The organism is Aestuariivivens sediminis, from assembly GCF_022662105.1.
GTDB lineage: Bacteria > Bacteroidota > Bacteroidia > Flavobacteriales > Flavobacteriaceae > Aestuariivivens > Aestuariivivens sediminis.
Genome location: NZ_JAKMCP010000009.1, coordinates 1 through 22,507 on the forward strand (window position 1 = coordinate 1; position 22,507 = coordinate 22,507).

At 39.5% G+C, this 22,507-nt stretch carries 14 protein-coding genes and 1 rRNA gene; 2 read left to right on the forward strand and 13 right to left on the reverse strand.

Annotated elements, in window-relative coordinates; all coding sequences use genetic code 11:
* The first annotated feature begins 16 nt into the window (after nucleotides 1–16).
* Nucleotides 17–124 (forward strand): 5S ribosomal RNA (gene rrf / locus MR054_RS15715).
* Nucleotides 125–267: 143 nt separating this feature from the next.
* Here the strand turns inward: rrf and MR054_RS15720 are convergent.
* From MR054_RS15720 to MR054_RS15760, 9 genes are all read right to left on the reverse strand, one after another.
* Nucleotides 268–1,143, reverse strand: a complete 876-nt coding sequence (locus MR054_RS15720) for a PorP/SprF family type IX secretion system membrane protein (protein WP_242087356.1) — start codon at nucleotides 1,141–1,143, stop codon at nucleotides 268–270.
* A 10-nt stretch (nucleotides 1,144–1,153) separates the two neighbouring features.
* On the reverse strand, nucleotides 1,154–4,105 hold the full coding sequence (locus MR054_RS15725; protein WP_242158771.1) for a MopE-related protein: 2,952 nt from the start codon (nucleotides 4,103–4,105) through the stop codon (nucleotides 1,154–1,156).
* A gap of 3 nt (nucleotides 4,106–4,108) precedes the next feature.
* On the reverse strand, nucleotides 4,109–5,197 hold the full coding sequence (locus MR054_RS15730) for a hypothetical protein (protein WP_242087360.1): 1,089 nt from the start codon (nucleotides 5,195–5,197) through the stop codon (nucleotides 4,109–4,111).
* 230 nt (nucleotides 5,198–5,427) lie between these two features.
* A complete protein-coding gene (locus MR054_RS15735; protein WP_242158773.1) occupies nucleotides 5,428–8,892 on the reverse strand; it encodes a GEVED domain-containing protein in 3,465 nt (1,154 codons plus the stop codon).
* Between the two features lie 121 nt (nucleotides 8,893–9,013).
* Nucleotides 9,014–9,754 carry a hypothetical protein gene (locus tag MR054_RS15740; protein ID WP_242158774.1) on the reverse strand — a complete coding sequence of 247 codons (741 nt, stop codon included), beginning with the start codon at nucleotides 9,752–9,754 and terminating at the stop codon, nucleotides 9,014–9,016.
* A gap of 4 nt (nucleotides 9,755–9,758) precedes the next feature.
* A complete protein-coding gene (locus MR054_RS15745; RefSeq protein ID WP_242158775.1) occupies nucleotides 9,759–10,970 on the reverse strand; it encodes a hypothetical protein in 1,212 nt (403 codons plus the stop codon).
* 71 nt (nucleotides 10,971–11,041) lie between these two features.
* Nucleotides 11,042–11,977, reverse strand: coding sequence for a DUF4412 domain-containing protein (locus MR054_RS15750; protein ID WP_242158776.1), 936 nt, complete (start codon nucleotides 11,975–11,977; stop codon nucleotides 11,042–11,044).
* A gap of 11 nt (nucleotides 11,978–11,988) precedes the next feature.
* Entirely contained in the window at nucleotides 11,989–12,885 is an 897-nt protein-coding gene (locus tag MR054_RS15755; RefSeq protein WP_242158777.1) for a hypothetical protein, read from the reverse strand.
* Nucleotides 12,886–13,443: 558 nt separating this feature from the next.
* Complete coding sequence (locus tag MR054_RS15760; protein ID WP_420868355.1) at nucleotides 13,444–17,460, reverse strand: hybrid sensor histidine kinase/response regulator transcription factor; 4,017 nt, start codon at nucleotides 17,458–17,460, stop codon at nucleotides 13,444–13,446.
* Nucleotides 17,461–17,723: 263 nt separating this feature from the next.
* Here MR054_RS15760 and MR054_RS15765 point away from each other — a divergent pair, with 263 nt between their 5' ends.
* Entirely contained in the window at nucleotides 17,724–18,224 is a 501-nt protein-coding gene (locus tag MR054_RS15765; RefSeq protein ID WP_242158779.1) for a DinB family protein, read from the forward strand.
* Here MR054_RS15765 and MR054_RS15770 read toward each other — a convergent pair.
* Genes MR054_RS15770 through MR054_RS15785 form a run of 4 tightly spaced genes read right to left on the reverse strand, consistent with a single transcriptional unit; the run spans nucleotide 18,221 to nucleotide 22,504 of the window.
* Nucleotides 18,221–18,457 carry a DUF6095 family protein gene (locus MR054_RS15770; protein ID WP_242158780.1) on the reverse strand — a complete coding sequence of 79 codons (237 nt, stop codon included), beginning with the start codon at nucleotides 18,455–18,457 and terminating at the stop codon, nucleotides 18,221–18,223. The genes MR054_RS15765 and MR054_RS15770 overlap by 4 nt on opposite strands.
* Nucleotides 18,444–19,262, reverse strand: a complete 819-nt coding sequence (gene murQ, locus MR054_RS15775; RefSeq protein WP_242158781.1) for an N-acetylmuramic acid 6-phosphate etherase — start codon at nucleotides 19,260–19,262, stop codon at nucleotides 18,444–18,446. The genes MR054_RS15770 and murQ overlap by 14 nt, the downstream gene beginning before the upstream one ends.
* A gap of 47 nt (nucleotides 19,263–19,309) precedes the next feature.
* The gene (locus tag MR054_RS15780) at nucleotides 19,310–20,125 is read right to left on the reverse strand and encodes a DUF4249 domain-containing protein (RefSeq protein ID WP_242087376.1); all 816 of its coding nucleotides are present in this window, start codon (nucleotides 20,123–20,125) and stop codon (nucleotides 19,310–19,312) included.
* A 3-nt stretch (nucleotides 20,126–20,128) separates the two neighbouring features.
* Entirely contained in the window at nucleotides 20,129–22,504 is a 2,376-nt protein-coding gene (locus MR054_RS15785; RefSeq protein WP_242158783.1) for a TonB-dependent receptor, read from the reverse strand.
* Between the last annotated feature and the right edge of the window lie 3 nt (nucleotides 22,505–22,507).

Genomic DNA, 22,507 nt, shown 5'->3' on the forward strand with positions numbered 1-22,507 from the left:
TTGCGGGACTAAGGCTTAAGGTGGTTATAGCGACGGGGCTCACCTCTTACCATTCCGAACAGAGAAGTTAAGCCCGTTAGCGCCGATGGTACTGCATTAGTGGGAGAGTAGGTCGTTGCCTTTTTTGAATCCCGATTCTAATTTAGAATCGGGATTTTTTTTATACTAAATATAATAAAAAAGGCCCCTATTAAAATTAACAGGGACCTGTTAGGGTATTAAAATATAAAAGCCAAAACCTCAGCAAGACTTCATGTGATTCTAATTTTATAATTTAAATTGCACTAAAACTTCATGAGACCCCCTGCTATAATCTTTAACATCCGTCGTGGTGCCTTCATAGGCATATCCGATATGCACCCAATCGCCTAATTTGAACAGTAGGATAGCACTGAAGGATTCATCAAGTCTATGAGAAAGTCCCAAATCCAATACCCTGAAATCAACTACGGCTGTGAGGTCCATTGATATCGGAGCACCCACAACATACCGAGTCATCACTGAAGGCTTAAAGGTGATTTGATCACTCAACTGCCACAGGTAACCTGCACCAAAATACCCATGCAATTCATCGGTGGCATTGGTAACCTTATAGCCATCCTTTTCGTATCGTTTACTTTTCAAAAGGGTAGGAGCCGATAGCGTAACATAATAAGATTCACCTTTTAACAGGAATCCGACACCCACATTGGGATTAAACTGATGGACATTTTCCATAAAAACGGGATCGTTGCTAATGCCCAACTTATCCAGATCAATATCAATAAGTGCGCCTCCAGCCTTAATTCCCATGTAAAGATCGGTCCTGTCGGATATTGGAATTCGATAGGAGAAGTCGGCATATACATCCGTTTCATTGAGTACAAAAATATTGTCGTTAATAATAGATAAACCCAGACCAACTCTTCCCTTAGTTGGTATACTGAGTGTCAGGCTCTGTGTTTCAGGACTACCTTCCAGATTTATCCATTGACTTTTGAAATTGATATTCAATTGGGTCCTGTCATCAATACCGGCGTAGGCAGGATTGACGATGTTCATATTGTAATTGTAAAGTGTGAATGCCGGATCTTGTTGTGCATTAATTAATGATACCATACTAAAGATCAACATTACTACTGTTTTGTTTATAATCTGTTTCATCTTCTTAGTATTAATAATTAATATAGATCCAACCTTGAACCGGACTAAATCCGGATTCATTTAACTCAATAATATACAAGTATGGTCCTACCGGTAATTTACCGGATCCGCCTTCTGTGGAGGCACCATTCCAATTATTTTGATAATTGTTAGTCTCAAAGACAAGATTGCCCCACCTGTTGAATACTTTAATATGGTTTTTGGAAAACGACGTAATGTTCTCAATGACCCAAGTGTCGTTAATACCATCTCCATTTGGAGAGAATCCATTGGGAACAATAATTCCCATAATGTCACAGGCGTCACCTATACCATCATTATCGGAATCTTTTTGGTCCGGGTTAGGCGTATCGATACAGTTATCGACATTATCCAATATACCATCGTTATCGGCATCACCAATAATCAGATCGCTGCCATTGCAATCCTGATCAATCCCATCGTTTGGTATTTCTTCTGCACCGGGATAGATACTCGGGTCCGAATCGTCACAATCCGTGCTATCTGATACATATCCAGAGGGCTCACTACATGCAGAAGTGGTATTATCGGCATCGCCATATCCATCACCATCGGTATCGGCATACCAAGTACTGGCATCTGAAAGTGAATCGTCCTCTTCATCTACCAGACCATCACAATCGTTGTCAATTCCGTCACATATTTCTGTGTTTCCAGGATAATTATTAGGTTCGGTGTCATCGCAATCACTATTGTCAACAACATACCCCGTAGGGGGTGCGCATGCTTGAGCTGTGTTTGACGGATCGCCATATCCATCACCATCGGTATCGGCATAATAGGTGTTTTGGACGCCCTCATCAATATTGCCGTCACAGTTGTTGTCTATACCATCACAGATTTCCGGGTTACCGGGATAGGCCAATGGTTCGGTATCATCACAATCGGTATTGTCTGATACGTACCCGGCCGGCGCAGAACAAGCTAATGTTGAACTTGAAGGATCACCAAAACCATCGCCATCGGTATCGGCATAATAGGTGTTTTGAACGCCCTCATCTATGCTGCCGTCACAGTTGTTGTCTATACCATCACAGATTTCCGGGTTACCGGGATAGGCCAATGGTTCGGTATCATCACAATCGGTATTGTCTGATACGTACCCGGCCGGCGCAGAACAAGCTAGTGTTGAACTTGAAGGGTCACCAAAGCCATCACCATCGGTATCGGCATAATAGGTGTTTTGAACGCCCTCATCTATGCTGCCGTCACAGTTGTTGTCAATACCATCACAGATTTCCGGGTTACCGGGATAGGCCAATGGTTCGGTATCATCACAATCGGTGTTGTCTGATACGTACCCGGCCGGCGCAGAACAAGCTAGTGTTGAACTTGAAGGGTCACCAAAGCCATCACCATCGGTATCGGCATAATAGGTGTTTTGAACGCCCTCATCTATGTTGCCATCACAGTTGTTGTCAATACCATCACAGATTTCCGGGTTACCGGGATAGGCCAATGGTTCGGTGTCATCACAATCGGTATTGTCGGCAACATAACCTGCTGGCACATTACAAGCAAGTATGACGCTATTGGGATCTCCAAAGTTATCCCCATCTGTATCGGCATACCAAGTGCTTTGACCTGAAACACCTTCAGGGTCATCGTCATCAACAAAACCATCACAATCGTTATCCTCATTATCACATATTTCAACGGCATTTGGATTAATGTTTGGGTTGGTATCGTCGCAATCGCAACCTTCAGGGAAACCGTCGTTATCGGCGTCTATAGTGTCATCAGAACCAGGGCAGACATCACAAACATTACCTACACCATCACCATCGTCATCAGCCTGGTCTGCATTTGCATTTTCCGGACAATTATCACAAACATCTCCAATGGTATCGCTATCTATATCTGCTTGGTCGGCATTAGCAACATCAATACAATTGTCATCCACATCCAATACACCATCATTATCGGTATCCAGAGCACCTACTGTGATTTCCTCTAATAGGTATAAGGACCAAGTCCCATTTTCGTCTTTTACACGAACATTGAGCATATAAATGCCTTCAGGCATATTGATATCTATTGGAATAACCAATGTTTCATCTATAGAACTTCCTGGGGTAACAGGTAAAGTATTTCCTGTATTGCCAACACCCGGATCAGTATCGAAGAAATACTCGGCTTCAACAATATCATATTGGGGCGGATTTTGGTATTCGCTCGCTGCATTCACAAAAAAGTATTGACGTTCATATAAGCTCCATGTGCCGTTGGCATCCTTAGCTCTTATGTGCAGTACGTGTAATCCATCTGTTAGGCCGGTTGTAGAAATATTGAAAGATTCATCTATAGTACCTCCCTGTGTAACGGGTAAGGGATTACCTGTATTGCCTACCCCGGGATCAGTGTCAAAGAAATATTCTGCTTCAACAATATCATATTGGGGTGGACTCTGGTATTGGCTCGTTGCATTCACAAAAAAGTATTGACGTTCATATAAGCTCCATGTACCGTTGGCATCCTTAGCTCTTATGTGCAGTACGTGCAATCCATCTGTTAGGCCGGTTGTAGAAATATTGAAAGATTCATCTATTGTACCTCCTAGTGTAACTGGTAAGGGATTGCCTGTATTACCCACACCAGGATCGGTATCGAAGAAATATTCTGCTTCAACGATATCATTTTGGGGTGGACTTTGGTACTGGCTATTTGCATTTACAAAAAAGTATTGACGCTCATATAAGCTCCATGTACCATTAGCATCCTTAGCTCTTATATGCAGTACGTGCAATCCATCTGTCAGACCGGTTGTAGAAATATTGAAAGATTCATCTATAGTACCTCCTTGTGTAACTGGTAAGGGATTACCTGTATTACCTACACCAGGATCTGTATCGAAGAAATATTCAGCTTCTACTATATCTTGACCTAAACATAAATTGACACAAAAACCACATAAAAAGCTTATGAGTATTAGCTTTTTCATGGCTTAATTTTTTTGTGTGGCCTTAAACGTGACATTTAGGTCTTGTCCAGGTTGAACTACTGTATTTAAAATGGTCATTTCTGTGGGATAAGGCATAGAGTGTGGCCTTCCAGAAGTGTCAAATGGAAAACCACGACCAAAAATACCAATGTCGCCTCCATCTGTTGCTGCTCCTATTGCTGCAGACCCTCCTTGCAAGGAATAATCATTGTTATAGAAATCATATAAGTTTGTTGGAATACTATTAAAAGAAGGGTCTGTGTTATCTAAATTTCCAGTGCCCGATAGTGCTGCTAAATCTGCTCCACCTAATTTCCATGTTAAACAATTGGTATATGTTACTGGAGTAGTTCCAGTGTTTGTAACTCCGGTTATATCTGGATCAGTGAAAACAAACATGTTATTGGTAACGATGGGGCTGGTAATACTTGAAACATTGCTAAATATTTGAGCATCACCTGATGGAGCTGCGTGAATAAATAAATTATTGGTAACTATATTGGTATGGTTTAAATTAATAATTCTTCCTTCAATAACATTGTTTTGTATTTTCATATTATTCGCTGCGTTTGCACTGATGCTCGATGCAGAATATGGCGCATCAAAATAATTGCCTTCCACTATCCAATCATCGACTGTTCCTGAGTTGGCACCCAGACCACTGGTAACCCTGTTATTAATAAAATGTAAACCAGAAGCATCAATTAAACTGCTTGGTCCGCAGTAAAGAATGTTCATCCCGCTAATTACAGTATTTGGACTATTTCCGCCAAGGTACAGATAATTAATACTGGCTCTCAATCCGTTATAGTTTGCCGGATTATGTCCGGGACCAATAATAGTAATTGTTTTGTTTATTGTGGTATTTTCATAATTCGTTGGTGAGGGGTGTACATATATAATGTCACCGGGACTTGCTGCTGCTACAGCTTGGTGAATTTGTTGGAATTGGGCACCAGATTCCGGTCGGTTGTCTACAGTATGAACTGTTTGGGCAGAAACGGTTAGCGTTAATAAAAATACAAAGCTCATCAAAATAATTTGAACTAAGCCTATTCCTTTTTTCTGATTCGTTGGTCGTGTTGATTCCATCTCATTTAATTTTAAATATTATACAATTATTAAAGTTTTGAACATTATAAAATGCACAAGGGATAATCATTAATTAAGAGATTGGAGGCAGTAGTTTTGTAAAAAAGTAGCGCTATAAATAGAAATCTGTGAGAATGTCACCTAAATTATATAATTTTAGGTATCATGCCCATTACATATGTAACAATTGATAACACATATGTAACTTGGTAAATTAATATTCTATTCCGTTATTTTTTCACTATTTTCCTGAGTGTCTTATTCATAGTGCTTAAATCCGTTAATTCTAAGAAATAGAGTCCCGTTTTTAAGCCCTCTAAATCCGACACGGTAATTGTATTACCGGAATTATTAAACTTTTGCGTCCGAATTGTTTTACCCGAGATATCCATAATTCTAGACCGTAAACCACTGAAGGTGGCCCCCTGGTAATTCAGGATAAGGTGGTCCGTAAAAGGGTTGGGATAGATGGACAAGGTCTTCAAAGCAAATGCTTCGGTACTGAGTGTTGGTATTAAGTTTAAAGTATAATCTTCGACCTCTCCATAAAAGGAATTACCACAAGGTGTTCTATTTGATGTGACAGCCGGATATTGCAATCGAATACGCATACGGGTTTCTCCTGTTAAGGCATCCGAGGGTATGGGGATATTGGCACTCACGACCGCATTAGTTAATGCTCTTAAGTCTAGTACTTTTTCATTAGGGTCGGAAAAATCACCATCCTGATTAAAATCAATCCAGACGAAAATTTCATCATTTGTAAAGAAGTTATCATCAATGGTAACCTCTATAGGATAGGTGGCATCAAGACCGACTGAAGTACTCACCCCTGTAAAATCTTCATATCCGATGGTTGAATCAGAGTTATTGTCGATATTAATGAAGGATACATTCGCTATTTTCTCTGAGGAAGCGTTATCTGCCCCTGCTTCACAGTAATCTATAGTAAAGAGGAATGAACCCGAATACCCCGATGGTGTGCCTTCAGGACATGTACTCCGTACCTGTGCTTCATACTCGGTTTGAAAGACCAGATTTTCAAGGATTACAGAATTGTACAAATGATCTGTGATCTCTACCCATGTTATTGCTCCTGTTGGCCTATATCTGATATCATAGAGGGCCCCGGAGACCATATTCCAGCTTAAAACAGGGTCATTAAAGTCCAATCCGGATGGAACATCGGCTGTTGTGCACTCCAGGCCATTACCTAAATTAACGGTATAATCTTCGGTTTCTCCATTGCTATACAGGCTGCAGGCACTTGCTATATTACCCTGTCGGGCAACTATTCGAAGTCGCGTGGGGCCGGGAATAACACCATAGGGTACAGTGAAATTCGCATTAATGGGTGAACTGCTGGTAATCCCCGGTGTGAGTAACAATTCCTCAAATTGATCATCGAAATCGCCATCGTAATTGTAATCTATCCACACGCCATAGCCTAAGCTATATTTATTATTTACGTCGGCCCAATCCGGTGTGATGGTCAGGGTGTAACTGGTGTTTTGATCTAAATTGGTCGACATGGCGGTAAAATCGGAATAGCCACCATTCTCATTGGTCGTTGTATTATCAAGGGTGTTGAGTTGAACACGGGCAATATAGCTGTCGACGGCACTACTACTTGAAGACGCACAATAATTATAATCTCCCGTAGTGAATGGTAAAAGCGATGAATAATCGGTGACTGCAGGCGAGGCTGACCCACAAACGCTTCTAACCTGCACTTCGTAATCCGTTCTAACGTCTAAATTGGTGAGTGTATAAAAGGGATATACGATATTTGATACAAAGGTCCAACTGCCGGCCCCTACCTTACGGTATTCCAATTCGTAATAGTCTACCCCGGAATAGGGGTCCCAGGCAATCTCAACCTCAGTACCGTTATTTTCTGCAACCATGAGATTCTGTGGGATGGACAAATTATTACAGGGGGTACCTTCACCTAATAATATGGTGTAGTCCTCCACTTCACCAAAATCAAAATAGCCACATGGGTTGGAACTTCCTCCGGATCCCGTATTGTAGGCCCGTAATCTCATGCGTTTTTGTCCGGATGAGACCCCAAGGGGAGCGGTAATATCAATGGCATATTGGGCCTGCCCGGGTAGAGAACTATATTCGAGTTCGGAGGCTTCAAAGGTTTTGTTATCATTCCAATCAATCCAAACGGAAAGATAGGAGGACCCCCCGGGATTAAAGATATCTACGGTTATAGTTTGCGTATCGCCAGGGTCCATGCAGGTTCCCAGACCAGATAGGTCGGAATAAAAACTTTCTGCAGAACTATGGTTGATATCGCCCATCACGACATTCGAGATATAAAATGCACTTGGAATATTAACCCCCGCTAAACAATATTGAATGGCGTCACTATAACGGGACACCTCATGTTTGACCTCACGGAGGGTACGGGCATTATCGGCTAGCGCGGCATCTCCGATAGGGTCTCCGGCGACATTCAAAGTAGGATCTGAAAGATAGGCGATCACGGGATCCGGGAGCCCGTCTGAATAGGTCATAATCGTCCTAAAATCATTTCCGGTTTGATCGCGCCATCCGCTGGACCAATCATTGGCCGGCCAGTCGATCCAATCGGTCGGACCGGGAGCCTCTGACTGACTTCTGTAGTGATTGGCACCCATGGTATGGCCAATTTCATGCGCAAAAGTATAAATACTGTTGGCGTTGTTAACCTTCACATTCGAAAAAGCCTTCCCGGGATGGCCATAACGCGTGGTTAACAGGTTGGCGATACCGCCAATGCCATCACCTGTTAAATAAGTAAAAATAGACACTAAATCGGCGTTGTGTGTTCTTCTCAGATCATGAATTTCATCCATTTCTCCATCGGTACTGTTTCTTAAGGCCTCCAAATCGGCCCCTGCGGAAACCTCGGTATAGCTCACCTTAGCTGTATGTACCGCGGTGAAATTGATGCCCAGTCCATTATTGGTGGATATTAGATTGGCATCTGCAAGTGCCGTAGCTATCGTGTTTTGAATATTACCATCATTGTCGTTGGCCCAGGTTTCTGCCGCATCCGTATAAACGATTAAAATATCGATATTGGCCATATCCGTATGGGCTGGCAGTGTGAGACAGGTTTCAGATGGATCTATGAGTTGATTGCCTGAAGAATATGGTTTGGAATTATTTAATTTTTGCTGACTGTTAACTTCATTTATTCCACATTTTGGCATTTCTTTTTCATCCAAATTGACCTCAATGAGATAGACTTCTTTTAAAGATCCTGGTGTTTTTGTGGTATAATATTCTTTGAGTTCGGGAATGTCCACACGCAATAAATAGGATTCTTTTGATATGGACAAATAGGCGTAGGCGTATTTGAAATTATCGAGCTGTATTACGAGCGTTGTAACCTCGTTAATATCTGTTGTTTTACTTTTTATAATACCGGTAAACTGCTTGTCTTCAAACAAGGGCATCGCTATTTTATTTCCAACCAACAAGGCCGATGTATGCGTTAGTTCAGGATTTAAGCGGAAGGTTCGTGCTCTCAGAGCTGAATCAAATACCGGATGGGTCACCTGTTTCGAACTGAGATCCATTTCCGGGGTGTTCTTTAAGGGACTGCTATTGAGCATATATCGTATTTGGGCTTCAGACTGAATTCCCATGAGACAAATGGTAAGAATTAAAAGGATTAAGAGGTACTTATTTTTCATAATTTAAAGATTTTAGTATTCATGGCCTATCCATAGGTAGCCATTTAGGTTCATTTTTTAATGGGTCACAACACGTGGCAGGAAAGCTGGTGTTGGTAGTTTGGGAATAAGGTTTCGTACTTCAAAGTTTCTCACCAGGAGTAAAAATGTAATTGACGTCTTTTGGAAGTTTATCAATGGTGCTCATACGATACTTTAAGGGCCTTACATGGCCTTCTTGATCTGTATAAACCTCCTCTACTTCTATTTTAACGATGTTCCAACCTTTCTTTAAGTTAATATTATAATTGTGGGTCAGGTTGAATGTGTTTTTCATATCTAAAGTGTAGGTTTTTGTTTTACATATACCGTTCACCGAAGCCTCATTATTCACATAATAGAAATCAATGTAATAGCCTGTCTCAAAGTCCTTCTTGCCATAAGAAAAATAACTGTCACCAAACGCTTTTGAACTGGAAAGCCGCAATTTCCCTATTGGTTTTTTGTCTTTTATGATTCCTGCCAAAACGTTTCCCTGTATGGTAAAGGACTCAATTATTTCCTCTCCATTTGAGGTTATGACATCTTCAGTATCACAGTAAAAAGCCCTTTTTACCGTTGTATTTCTAACAGCCTTATCTCCACGTTCAGCTCTTAATTTGTCATTATCTTTATGGATTGCCTCAATTACACTTTCATTTAAATCAATGGTAAACTTTCCTTTTTTTGTTATTGAACCCAAGGCTATAGGATCTCTTACTGGCAAAATTATTTCTGCTTCACCACTGCTGTAATCTTTAATTTTGCCTGTTATTACACTATTTTGTGATGGTATTAAATTGAGATTTGTAAAAAATAGAATTAAAGAGAGTATATATTTCATTGTTTTATTGTTTGACGTTGTTATTTAGTACTTCAAGTAAAAGCAATCCTTGTTCAGCTTCTAACACCTTTGTTTCAATAGCCGATAAGTTTAAAGTATTGCCCATTATATATTGGTCACCTGGAAGATATTGATCCCCTGGAAGCAGGTTTTTTATTGTTATATACTGATCTCCGGGTAAGTACTGGTCACCCGGTAAATATTGGTCACCCGGAAGATATTGATCCCTTGGCAAATACTGGTCACCCGGTAAATACTGGTCACCCGGTAAATATTGGTCACCCGGTAAATATTGGTCACCCGGTAAATATTGGTCTCCCGGAAGATATTGATCCCCTGGCAGATATTGGTCTTTAGCATTTATTGAAATTATAGAATGGTTTAGGGGCTGAAGCGAGTATCCGCCATAAAGTAATCCCTGATAGAAAACACTGTTTGGATATTTTTTGTTTACCAATGCAGCATCCTTCATGGTTTCGTATAACTCAATGTTTTGGATTTTTTGGGTCGTATTATCAACTATCAAAACTATTTTTGTGGCGTTATTTTCTTTGCTTCCACTTTGACTATTTATCAGTTTAATATTCTTGATTGCTCTGATAAAATCATTTTCAAATTGAGTATAATTTGCCTCTATAGAGATCATGGAAAGGGGGAAAGCTAATTTTGGGATATTTAGGATTTGGTCGTCGTCGATATAAAGTTTAAACTTACCGGAATCATAATCTATTTTTATATGTTTCCATACAGGTTCTTTTGTTCCTAATTCAGATTTGAAATTTTTATAAACGGACCTATTTTTCAATATTCGTTCTTCAAAATCGGCTCCATGCCTGTAAATTTTAAGAGGGTATAAATATACCAATCCCACTGTCCTTTCTGCCTTGGCAGTATTCGTGCCATCATAAAAACGAATATCGTAGTGTTGATACCTAACAGCCTTTTCAACGGTGTCAAAATAGGCGTCAAATTCAAAGGTAAAACTTTCACCAAGGTAATTTTTACTATCCATAATTGGCGTGATTATGGCGTTATTTCCAATACTAATAACTTTTTCTCCTTGGAAGGAACTAATTTGAGCTGTTCCTTTAATTAAATCCCATTTTGAAGGAAATGCTCCATCAATTTCTTTACTAGGCTGGTCCTGAAAGTTTTGTGAATAAATTGAATTTATAGTTATTAAAATTATTAAAATTATAATATATCTAAGATTCATATTAATTATGTTAAGGTTCAACAAGTTTTAGTTTTATGTACCAAAAGTTTTCTGTTTGCTGATAAAAATGATTAAATCCCCATACTCATAAACTGATAGTCTTTTTTGTGAAATACGGTTTTCTTTGGCTCCAGACTTATCGGGACCATTTTCATACTTTCGTTTTTCTTTTTGCTAATCATTTCCATCTCCATGAGTAAGGCCTCTTCTTTTAAAATATCGAAGAGCTGGGGGTCGCTGAACCCTTTGGGTGCCGCATCACTCGAAAAGGCGAAAAAGGCACTAAAGTTGACGGGGGCGTCCAGTGTGAAAAAAAGTTGCACTTTGTTTTCTTCATTCTCGACTTCCATTCCATAACATTCGTATCCCAAGATCGTTTTGGTCCCTATTTCCTTATAGGTGTAGTTACGATCTTTATCGGATACCTTTGTTTTAGCAGGATCTTTTAGTTTATTCACCATACCCATTTTTCGTCCGCCCTGGTTTGCGAACATGACCATATTTTCCGATTTGAAATCGAATATCATAACGGCCTGTCCGCCCGAATTCAACATCTCCTCATTCTCCACATCCATACCATAATAATCCTTATTGGTATTCAGGAGGAAGTTCATCAGGGTCTCCGTATTTTTCGATTTCTTTTTACCTGTGATGATCATATTGGTCTTAAACTCCCAATCGAAGGCATAGGTGTCCAATATATTTTTCGCCGCATTTTTACCGGAGCCCATCAACGGGTTCATACCCGGAGTCTGGGATAAATTGGTATCGCTGGTCGTATCGGGGGCTGTTGAAGTATTCTCCTCCTGGTCATCATCCGTATGACCTACAACTACATCATCGATAGTCTTTTCGGTTTTATGGGTGACTAGTTCATCCGTTTTTTTTAATACGGTACGTTCGGCTGCCTGTTCGGCTTTCTTCTTTAATTTTTTTAAAAATTGAGCTTCAGTAGTTTGACATAGTGCCAATAAAAAAATGCTTAAAAAAATGTACTTCGTTCTCATGACGTGTTGTTTTATTCTTTGTCTTTCTTATTGTGTTTCCAAGGTTCCAATCCTTTTTCTAAAGGAAGAATTTTACCAAGTGGCCCGGGTACCAACGATTGTTCAACTGCATCCGGAAGTTCTACGCTAACCGGTTCATAGCGAAATGAAAACCGACCGGAAGGGTTCTTATCGTCTCGAAGTTGTGGATTGGTTGAAATAATGTGCAACTCGTATAGTCTGTCCTGATCGTCAAACTGAATGTAGCTTCCCTGATATTCGACATCATTATAACTGTATCTCGTACAGGTCCGACCCTTACAGGGTTCGATGGATTTGATATAAAAAGCGTTGTTCTCGAAGTGTTCCGGTTTGTAAACAAAGGCCATTTCCAGAATAAGGAAGTTCATGGCAATATCCATTTTAGACAAGGCCTCGAAGGCCTGGAAATAGGGGGTTGGAGGAAGCTTATATACCTGGGTGGTCAGTCCTGCGGTCATAAACCCCATGGAGCTTCCCGGCAGTAGGACCATGGTTTTGTACCGGTCTATATCGGGGTCGTAGGCATAGAACTTGCCACTTCTGTCGTGATAAAGGGGTTTTGGATTGGCCTTCGACTCGGTTCGCATGGCAATGGTCTCCTTATCGAAATATGAGGTTTGTACCAGGGCACCATTGGCATCATATAAAGCCATGACCACATCCATATTAAAAAATTCCTCAGGGGAGGTAATGACTAAACCCTCGAATTCATCGTCATCTTCAGAGGACATATTAGGATCATAGGCTGTGCTGTCGTAGGTCACCTCCGCACTGGTGGCTATACCCCGTTCTTTGGCGCGCTGCTTCAGTTTGTCCATGAGCTGGGCATTCATGGTGTAATACATCAGGCATACAACCCAGAATAAAATCAGTTGATGTCTATTCATATCTCATGTTTTAATAGTGTTCTAAATCGATCCATTCAAATCCTTTCCCATGATGGTAGTTAGGAGCTTGAACAAATTCACAGTAGGGTAGTCCAGGAATATTGGAAGTTAGAGTGTCATCACCCAAGGGATCTTTTTCCCATGGGTAAATCCATAACCAGATCATTATGGTTCATACTCTATTTGTTGTTTGAGGCCAAGATTAAATAAAAAAAGAGAGGAAACCAGTTTTTTTAGGCAACTCTCTTTTTTTCATCTCCCGATTAATAGCGTCTTTAATATCTTTGGTTTCGTATCTTTAATTTATGGTCTTTTAAAAAATACGGATTTTATAACTTTTTGATTCAATGTAATCCTCAAATTATAAGATCCTTTTTTTAAATGATCCGTACTCAAATAGATTATATTCTTTTCGTTACTTTTTTTTTCTATAACATCATCTGGTATCACAGAGTCATTACTAAAGCATTAATTACGATGTAAAGGTATTTGTTAGCATCCATTTTCCATATAAATTATGTAACAAAGGATGGAACATATGTAACAGGGAGAACGCATTTAGTGCCTGGAGTAGTTGTTTGGTGTGGTATTGTAAGCCTCCTTGAAACATTTTATAAAATAGGATACCGAATTGAAACCCACGTGGTAAGTCACTTCCGAAACGCTTAAATCGGTTTCCTGTAATAGCTTAATGGCCGATTTTAAACGTTGGGACTTTATAAATTGTGTGGTCGATAACCCCGTAAGTGCCATTAGCTTTCGGTGTAATTGCATACGGCTCATTCTCATATGCATACTAAATTTTTGTGCATTGAAATCCGGTTCTGAAAGATGGGTTTTAAACACGCTTTCCACGTCATTTAAAAACCGTTCGTCCAGGTTGGAAATGGCAATATCTTTAGCGGCTAAAATGGAAAATTGTGTATAGCGTTTTTGCAGGGATTTGCTTAATTGGATAAAGTTTTCTATCCGTTTAATTAATATTTTTGAGTTAAAGGGTTTGGTTAAAAAATCATCAGCTCCAACTTCCAGACCTTCCAGTTCATTGCGTTCGCCGGTTTTAGCGGTTAACAGTATGATAGGGATGTGACTCGTGAGCGTGTTATTTTTTAACGTATTACACAATTCGATACCGTCTGCTTTTGGCATCATAATATCAGAAATAATGATGTCCGGGATTTTTTTTAAGGCTTTTTCAATGCCTATTTTTCCATTGGCTGCCAGTATGACCTTATAGGCTGACTTTAGCATAGATTTCATGTATTGGCGCAACTGGAGGTTGTCTTCAACGACCAGAATAATCGGTCTTTTTTCATCTGCCGGTATCGTGTCTTCTCTATTATAGCCATTGGTAACTGGAAGTTCTTTGGATACGGTGATTTCGCTTTTTGGGTTTTCGGCTACAATGCTATCATTTTCGAAGGCTTCTTTTGTTATGGGTAAGGTAACGGTAAATTGAAGTTCATCCTTGTTTACCAAATTTGCTATGAGATGTCCTTTGGTTAAGGTTATTAATTCTTTTACAAGGGCCAGGCCGATACCAACACCATCTGTATTGGGATTGACCTGGTAAAAGCGATTGAACAACTGATTGATGTCCTTGGGGTTAATGTGACATCCATTGTTATGAATGGTAAACACCAGATACCCATCCTGATTTATGGCACTAAGGTTAATAAACCCCTTTTTTGGTGTATATTTTACCGCATTTGCAATGAGGTTCACGATTATTTTTTCAATCACATCTTTGTCATACCATGCATTTTCCATCGTGGCGATATGTGTTTTAAGCTTAATCTTTTTTTGCTCTATTCTGTATTTGAAACTACTTGTAAGTTGACTTATTAACATGGATAAGTGTCCCTGCTCTATGTTTAATTTTAAGTAACCGGATTCCAGTTTTGCTAAATCTATGAGTTGATCCACTAAATTAAGCAGGCGTTTTGCATTGTGCTTTATAAGCGACAGTTCTTCCTTAGTTTCATCTGAAAGCCCGGGTCTGGACAATTGATTTTCGGCAGGGCCTAAGATTAAGGTCAATGGGGTCCTGAATTCATGGGAAATATTTGTAAATAGCCTGGTTTTGAATTCGTCTAAACTTTTAAGGCGTAAGGCTTCCGTGTTTTTAATTTTTAGTTGCGCCTGCATATGCCATTTCCATTTGAAGTAATGATAGATGCTCCATAATAAAAATGACATGAGAATAAGGTATATGACAATGGCGGTTGTGGTCTTATACCAGGCCTGCTTGATGGTAAAGGTGTATTGTGCCGGGTTTTCATTCCACACCCCATCGTAATTACTTGAAATGACTTTAAAGGTGTAGGTGTTTGGGGGTAAATTACTGTAATTAACCATATTGTTATTGCCGGCGTCCACCCAATCCAAATCATGGTTTTCGAGCTTATATTTATAGGAATTTAAATTGGGTTGGGAATAATGTAAACTGGCAAATTTGAAGGCGATAGCGTTTTCCTTATGCGTAAACTCCCGGTTTGGTATCAGTTCTAATGGGGTATTAAACAATTGTATTTCAGTAATAATGGTCTTGGGCTTGACCTGATTTAGAGTCAGTTGTTCAGGCTGGAACCAATTAATTCCTTCTATGCCTCCGAAATAAAGATTATCATTATGGTCTTTGTAATAGGCACCGGTATTAAATTCAAAAGCCTGTAATCCGTCATATTTGTCATAATTAACGATGGTTGGGACGGAATCCATTTCTTTAAACATAGAAATACCCCGATTCGAACTGAGCCACAGATTATTTTGGTTATCGGTTAAAAGACCATATATAACATTATTGGGCAATCCATCCTTAGTGGTAAACGTTTTGGTTTCTTGAGTTTTTACATTAAACTTGATCAAACCATCACCGTTGGTTCCCACCCACAAGATATCATTGTCGCTTTCATATAGTAAAGATTTGATTTTTTTTGGAATACTTTTTATCCTGTATATTTCTTTTGTATTTGTATTTAAAACACAAACACCATTGTCTTCTGTACCGATCCAAATCTGATTCGTTTTTCCTTCGGTTATGGCTCTTATATTGTTACTGGAAATGGAGGCATTGTCGTACGGATTAAAGGTATAACTTTCGGTAATCCCATTAGTTTTGTCGAACCGAACTAATCCTCGACCACCTGTTCCCAACCAATTATGGCCTTTTCTGTCCTGGTAAATACACCAAACCGCGTTTGTATTGAGTTTTACTTTGGTGTGATGGTTGTAATGTGTAATGCTGCCGTTAGGTTCTAAAATATCCAAACCCAGGTCCTGATAGCCTATCCATAAATCGTTGTTAATGTATCTGAGACTCATGATACGGTTTGAAGAAAACAACGAATTTTTGGTCGTATAGGTTTTATAGGTTTTGTGTTCTTGATCAATAATCGTGAGTCCCTTTCCTGAAGTCCCTACAATCAACCTGTTGTTTTTTGGATTTACACAAATGGCTCGCGTCACATCCACATTGATGTTTTGAGGCAGTTGATTATTTGTTAGGACGTTAAATTTCAACAAATGTTCGTCGTAATAACTTAACCCGGCGCCATCTGTACCGACCCAAATGTTTCCGGTATTGTCCTTAAACAGGCATAAAATATCATTGTAGTGTAAGGCAAAGGGGTTACTGTTTTGAACGGTATAATTGTCGATTCTTTCATTATTAAAATCAATGACATATACGCCTTTACCGTAGGTGCCCACCCATAATCTGTTATATTTGTCTAACAGGGTGGTTTCGATATTTAGGTCATCCGGGAAGGGATGTTCTTCAAATCCATGAAACTTGTTCAGGGTATTTTGTCTTATAAAGTAGAGACCATGACCAAAACTGCCTACCCATACCTTATGGTCCGATGCTGTAATTATGGAACTGAAGTTCATGGACGTGTACCCATTAAGATCCACCGTGGTATACCCGAAATTTTTTTTTGATATTTTAAAAATGGTATTTGCGGCGGTGACATAAATGGAGTCCCTATGTTCTAAAAAATGATATATAGGACCATCCCTGTCTTTAGGATCTAAAATTGAAATGGTATCCTTTTGTGCGTTCACCACGTGAATGCCGTTATCGAATGTTCCAATATAGTAGTTGTGGTCTTGGTCCTGAATCAGGTTACTGACGTTTTTAATCGTGGTTATGTGTTCAAAATCATCTGTACCGGCATTGTATTTTTCCAGAATACCGGAATTGGTGATGATCCACATGTGGTTCTGATGATCCATATAGATTTTACCCAGTTTGCTATGGGTGACCTTGGTCACATCCTCGAATTGCTTATTGTAATATGTAAAGGACTTACCATCGTATTTATTCAATCCATCCTGTGTGGCAAACCATAAAAACCCAATACTGTCTTGCGCCATACTTATAACACTGTTTTGAGATAAACCATCTTCCACGGAGAGGTTGTGGAATGAGATTGGACTGAGATTATTTAATGGGACAGATCCTCCTTGATCCGGGTTTTGTGAAACACCTGTGACAGGAAAAACGAATAAAAATAATATGATTTTATAGTTTAAAATAAAGCAAAGGTTTACATAAATATATAAAATAAGAATGAATGTCCTCGGTTGACGATGACCTATGTTTCTAATACATATTAAATTCCATAGATCTGCAGTGCCTTTAGCCAACCTGGTCATTCCTTTTAACAACGGACGGTTTTGGCAGTGTAAGGCTTAGGTTGTACTATTAATTTTACTGACTCAACGTCACAATTACGGTTGATTAGCCCCTAAAAGGAACACCAATGTAAGTTTGTTTCTTTTTTTAGACTAAATGCATAATTTTTTATGCAATAAAATTAGTATTTTAGTCTTCTATGAACGGCATTCTCGAATCAACTTTAAAAACACTTCAGAAATCAGAACACCTATTGTCCAATTTAGATGATGCCACCCTTTCCAATGTATCGGTATCTCCTTATTATTCCAGCATTGGGAGTCATCTGCGACATATTTTAGATTTTTACGATTGCATTTTAAATCCAGATGAGCATAACAAAATTGATTTAACGGCCAGAAAGCGTAATAAAGACGTGGAAACCTGTTGTGAACAGGCCTCAAGCTATCTTAACCACATTATGGCTGCCTTAAAACAACGGGGTACGGATTTAGAACGACAGGTTATGGTGATTGATGATCTCGGTATGGGAACGATTGAAATGCCCTATACGTATGCGGCCTTATTTGCGCAAGCCAATAGTCACACCATACATCATTATGCCATTATCAATTATATTTTAGACCGACTGGGGATTATTTTTAACGATTCTGTTTTTGGCTATAATCCCACCACACCACGCGCGTCCAGTTTGAATTAACCTTTTTTAAACATGCTGTCCAAAATGGTATGGATCCCTTTAAAAGCCAAGTATATGGCGAAGCAGCAAATTACTATGGATAACACCAGGACAACCGTATCTATCGGGCTATTTAATTTGGTTTGGGAGATGTAAATGAGGGTAGGTCCCAAAAACATGCAAATTAAGGAACCGCCCATTAGCTTGAGCCCTGTGATTAAAATTATTTTGTTGGTGTTTTTAGGCTTTGGCATTATAGTTTTTTATCGCTGAGCGAACACTTCCGTATTGATCCAATAATTTTTGGGCACTTTGTTCTGAAACGTGTAATTCCATCATCAGCATTTTAACCCCTCGGTCCACAAGCTTATTGTTACTGAGTTGCATGTCTACCATTTTGTTGCCTTTAATATGACCCAACTGAATCATGGTAGTGGTAGTAATCATGTTCAAGACCAATTTCTGAGCCGTACCCGCTTTCATTCTGGAACTTCCGGTTACAAATTCCGGTCCGACAATGACCTCAACAGGATATTGTGCGGTTTGGGACAAGGGACTGTTATGATTACAGGTGATACAACCAGTAGTAATGTTATTTTCATTGCAGCGTTGCAGCGCTCCTATAACGTAAGGGGTGGTCCCTGAGGCGGCAATTCCCACTACAACATCCTTGCTTGAAATATTAAGGGCGTTCAGGTCTTCCCAACCCTGTGTCGTGGAATCTTCTGCAAATTCTACGGCATTCCGTATAGCGATATCTCCACCGGCAATTAATCCAATAACCAAATCCGGAGACACCCCATAGGTTGGGGGGCATTCTGAAGCATCCAAAATACCTAATCGGCCACTGGTGCCTGCACCTAAGTAAAATAAACGTCCTCCAATTTTTAAATGGTCGACCACTTGTTTAACTAATGCTTCAATTTGAGGAAGCGCTTTTTCAACAGCTAATGGAACAGTTTTGTCTTCCGTATTGATATGTTGCAGTAATTCTGCTATCCCCATCTTTTCCAGATGGTTGTAATTGGAATCCTGCTCTGTTGTCTTAATAAAATCCATAGGTCAAAAATATACATTTTATGAATACCAGCTATAGTGGACCTGTGTTATTCTACCGTATAGCTGAAAATCGAAACTTCTGAGGCCCTAAAATATCCCAAGGGGTAATGAGACGGATTGGCTTCGTTGATGCAGTTGCCCCTCACTGTTGCAGGTTGCACTTCAAATGGATCGGCGGTTTCTTCATCGGTTTGTTGAAGTAAGATGTTCATATAGTCATAAAAGCGTTGTGTTATGCCATAGTTTCTGATCTCTAAAATAGCATTCGGGTTTAAGTTTTCATCGGAATGGAATGCAAAAATTTGATTGCCATCCGTGAATTCATCGTCATAGACTTCCAGGCTTTGAATGTTGGTTTCGGTATTGATGAATTCAAACAGATAGTAATTTTCGATATCGGCGGGATCGGTATAATAGGCTTTAATTTCGGTTTCATCACCACTAAAACCACCACCATTATTTTGTTCCACAAATTCAATGGCGCTCACAGGCATTAATTGGGTTGTTGCGGTATAGACCTCGTTATTATAGATTACCGTCAAGTGATAAATGCCGTTAATTTCCGGGATAAAGGCATCATTGATGTACCTGCCGGTTTCATTTTCTTCTATAAAATTAAAGGTATTATCAAAGGCATCAGACACAAAAACGGTTGCACCGGATGCCGGCGGAATGTCATCGTTAAAAAATGGAGCGGTTAGCGAAAGTGTGATGCGTTGATAATTTCCAGTAGTGCCTTTTATCCAATTTAAGGGTGCATCAATGACCAATCTCGGTTCTGCAGTCTGTAACTCCACATCAATAACATCCTCACAGGACATCAGGCTTAGGCTTAATATTAAAATGTATAAGAGGTGTTTCATAACCTAAAACTTAAAATTATAAGATATCGACGGGACAATCCCAAATATGGATAATCGCAAGGCTTCATTCATGCCACTATCTTGATTTCGTCTAAATGAAATTGAAGCGGCATTACGTCTGTTATAAATATTATAAAGGCTAAAAACCCAATAATTTTGCCATCTTTTCGATTTATTTTTTTTTGGTGCGTAGGTGGCCGACAGATCCAGGCGGTGATAGGAAGGCAATTGACTCGTGTTTCTGCCCCCATAGTTGGGAATGGTGACTCCATTGAATTGGTACTGCCCATTTGGAAAGGTTGCGGGTTGTCCGGTCTGGAATAAAAAATTGGAGCTTAATTTCCATTTGTCACTAAGTTCCAGGCTTCCGGTTAAGGAAATATCATGGGTCTTATCGAATGGGGATTTATACCATTCCCCATTATTAATACCGGTTTCCCGGGGTGTCCTGCCTTTAGTTTGCTGTTCGGATTTGGAAAGGGTATAGGCCAACCACCCTTTAAGACGTCCTTTATTTTTGCGTATGAGTAATTCGGTACCATACGCTCTTGCTTTTCCATTTAAAACGACCTGTTCTATGGCATTGTTGGCCACTAAATCGGCACCATCAATGTAATCCATTCTATTCTTGACCTTTTTATAAAAGCTTTCCACCTCTAAAGCATAGGCGCTATTCTTAAAATTTTTAAAATACCCGACAGCGAATTGATCCAACAGCTGGGGCTTAACATATTTACCACTAGGCGTCCAAACATCAAGCGGTGTAGGGGAGTTTGTATTGGATAATAAATGGACATACTGACTCATTCTATTATAACTTGCTTTGACTGAACTTTCGGTATTGAGTTGGTAAGCGACAGAAATTCGAGGTTCGATATTTGCGAATTTTGAAATGACATCACTCCGCTTATAGGTTCTCACGTCAACAGGTTGTGCTTTTTCATAAATTTGAAATTCTTCATTAAAGACAACGGGCAGGTCGTCCTCATAAATGTTCAATTCATTTTGTCCTAAACGATGAAACATACTCCAGCGTAAGCCGTAGGAAAGTGACAATTTATCCGATAACTTATGCTCCGCATCCACATACACGGCATTCTCAAGGGCATATTTGTCGGTGAGTTTAAACGGGTTGATGCCCGAAGTTTCAGTAGTTGGTCTAATATCGCCCGGATTAAATTTGTAATAAATGGAATTCACGCCATATTGAAGTTTAAAGTTATTGCTGATATAGTGTTTGAAATCGTATTTTAAATTGAAATTCCTAATACCTGAAATCCAATCAAATTCAACAAAGCTGAGCTTTAAATCGTAGTCGTAGTTTGAAAATATCAAGGATAAGTTTGAAAACAGTTTATCGGAAAACAAATAATTCCATCTAAAATTGAAAACGGCATTGCCGTAGGAGTTTTCGAAGGAATCCTGAATTCTAAATACATCGCGTCCAAAATACCCGGAAAGAAAAAGGTTATGGCGATCATTGATTTTATAGCTCAGTTTGGTGTTCAGATCATAGAAATAGGCACTATTGTCTAAATCGAAAAGGGGGAAAAATAAATGGGCATAACTGGAACGCCCTCCAAACAAAAAGGAGCCTTTATCTTTTTTTAACGGCCCTTCAACAAGGAGTTTACTGGTAACCGAACCCAGGCCTCCATTCATATGAAAGGATTTGCTGTTTCCTTCCTTTTGATAAATATCCAGGACGGAAGATACCCGGCCACCGTAGCGGGATGGAATGCCTCCTTTGTACAGACGAAGGTCTTTGATGGCATCCGGGTTAAAAACGGAAAAGAACCCGAATAAATGGGAAGAATTATAAATAATGGCCTCATCCAAAAGGATTAGGTTTTGATCTGCCGCACCTCCTCTAACGTTAAATCCGGAACCACCCTCACCGGTAGAGGTAACTCCGGGCAGTAAGGTGATGGCCTTAACGATATCGGATTCCCCAAAAACCATGGGTATTTCCTTGATCACAGAAGCAGATAATCTATTCACACTCATTTGAGGGGTCCTGATGTTGCGTTTATTCACGTCTTCCGTTATAATTACGGCATCCAGATTCTCTGTGACTTCTGTCAAATTAAAATTTTTAACCAGGTCTTCAGATAAATTTATGGTTTCATAAATGGGATTGAACCCCAGGTAACTGATAATGAGTTTGTAAGGTCCTTTAGGGAGCGTAATCGAATAGAATCCGTACTCATTGGTAGTGGTTCCCGATTGAATTTCCGGCAGGATGATGTTCACCCCTATCAAGGTTTCGTTACTTCTCATTTCAGAAACAGTACCGCTTATGGTGAATTTTTCTTGAGCGTTTATGCGTAAACTATTAAAAATTAACAGGACAATAAACCAAAATGGGATTTTAGGCATGAA

What these genes read in the sequence shown, in the direction of transcription:
- MR054_RS15780 (WP_242087376.1), bottom strand. Translation starts at nt 20,125, where the DNA reads ATGAAACACCTCTTATACATTTTAATATTAAGCCTAAGCCTGATGTCC.
- MR054_RS15725 (WP_242158771.1), bottom strand. Translation starts at nt 4,105, where the DNA reads ATGAAAAAGCTAATACTCATAAGCTTTTTATGTGGTTTTTGTGTCAAT.
- MR054_RS15720 (WP_242087356.1), bottom strand. Translation starts at nt 1,143, where the DNA reads ATGAAACAGATTATAAACAAAACAGTAGTAATGTTGATCTTTAGTATG.
- MR054_RS15750 (WP_242158776.1), bottom strand. Translation starts at nt 11,977, where the DNA reads ATGAGAACGAAGTACATTTTTTTAAGCATTTTTTTATTGGCACTATGT.
- MR054_RS15755 (WP_242158777.1), bottom strand. Translation starts at nt 12,885, where the DNA reads ATGAATAGACATCAACTGATTTTATTCTGGGTTGTATGCCTGATGTAT.
- MR054_RS15785 (WP_242158783.1), bottom strand. Translation starts at nt 22,504, where the DNA reads ATGCCTAAAATCCCATTTTGGTTTATTGTCCTGTTAATTTTTAATAGT.
- MR054_RS15730 (WP_242087360.1), bottom strand. Translation starts at nt 5,197, where the DNA reads ATGGAATCAACACGACCAACGAATCAGAAAAAAGGAATAGGCTTAGTT.
- MR054_RS15765 (WP_242158779.1), top strand. Translation starts at nt 17,724, where the DNA reads ATGAACGGCATTCTCGAATCAACTTTAAAAACACTTCAGAAATCAGAA.
- murQ (WP_242158781.1), bottom strand. Translation starts at nt 19,262, where the DNA reads ATGGATTTTATTAAGACAACAGAGCAGGATTCCAATTACAACCATCTG.
- MR054_RS15745 (WP_242158775.1), bottom strand. Translation starts at nt 10,970, where the DNA reads ATGAATCTTAGATATATTATAATTTTAATAATTTTAATAACTATAAAT.
- MR054_RS15740 (WP_242158774.1), bottom strand. Translation starts at nt 9,754, where the DNA reads ATGAAATATATACTCTCTTTAATTCTATTTTTTACAAATCTCAATTTA.
- MR054_RS15770 (WP_242158780.1), bottom strand. Translation starts at nt 18,457, where the DNA reads ATGCCAAAGCCTAAAAACACCAACAAAATAATTTTAATCACAGGGCTC.
- MR054_RS15735 (WP_242158773.1), bottom strand. Translation starts at nt 8,892, where the DNA reads ATGAAAAATAAGTACCTCTTAATCCTTTTAATTCTTACCATTTGTCTC.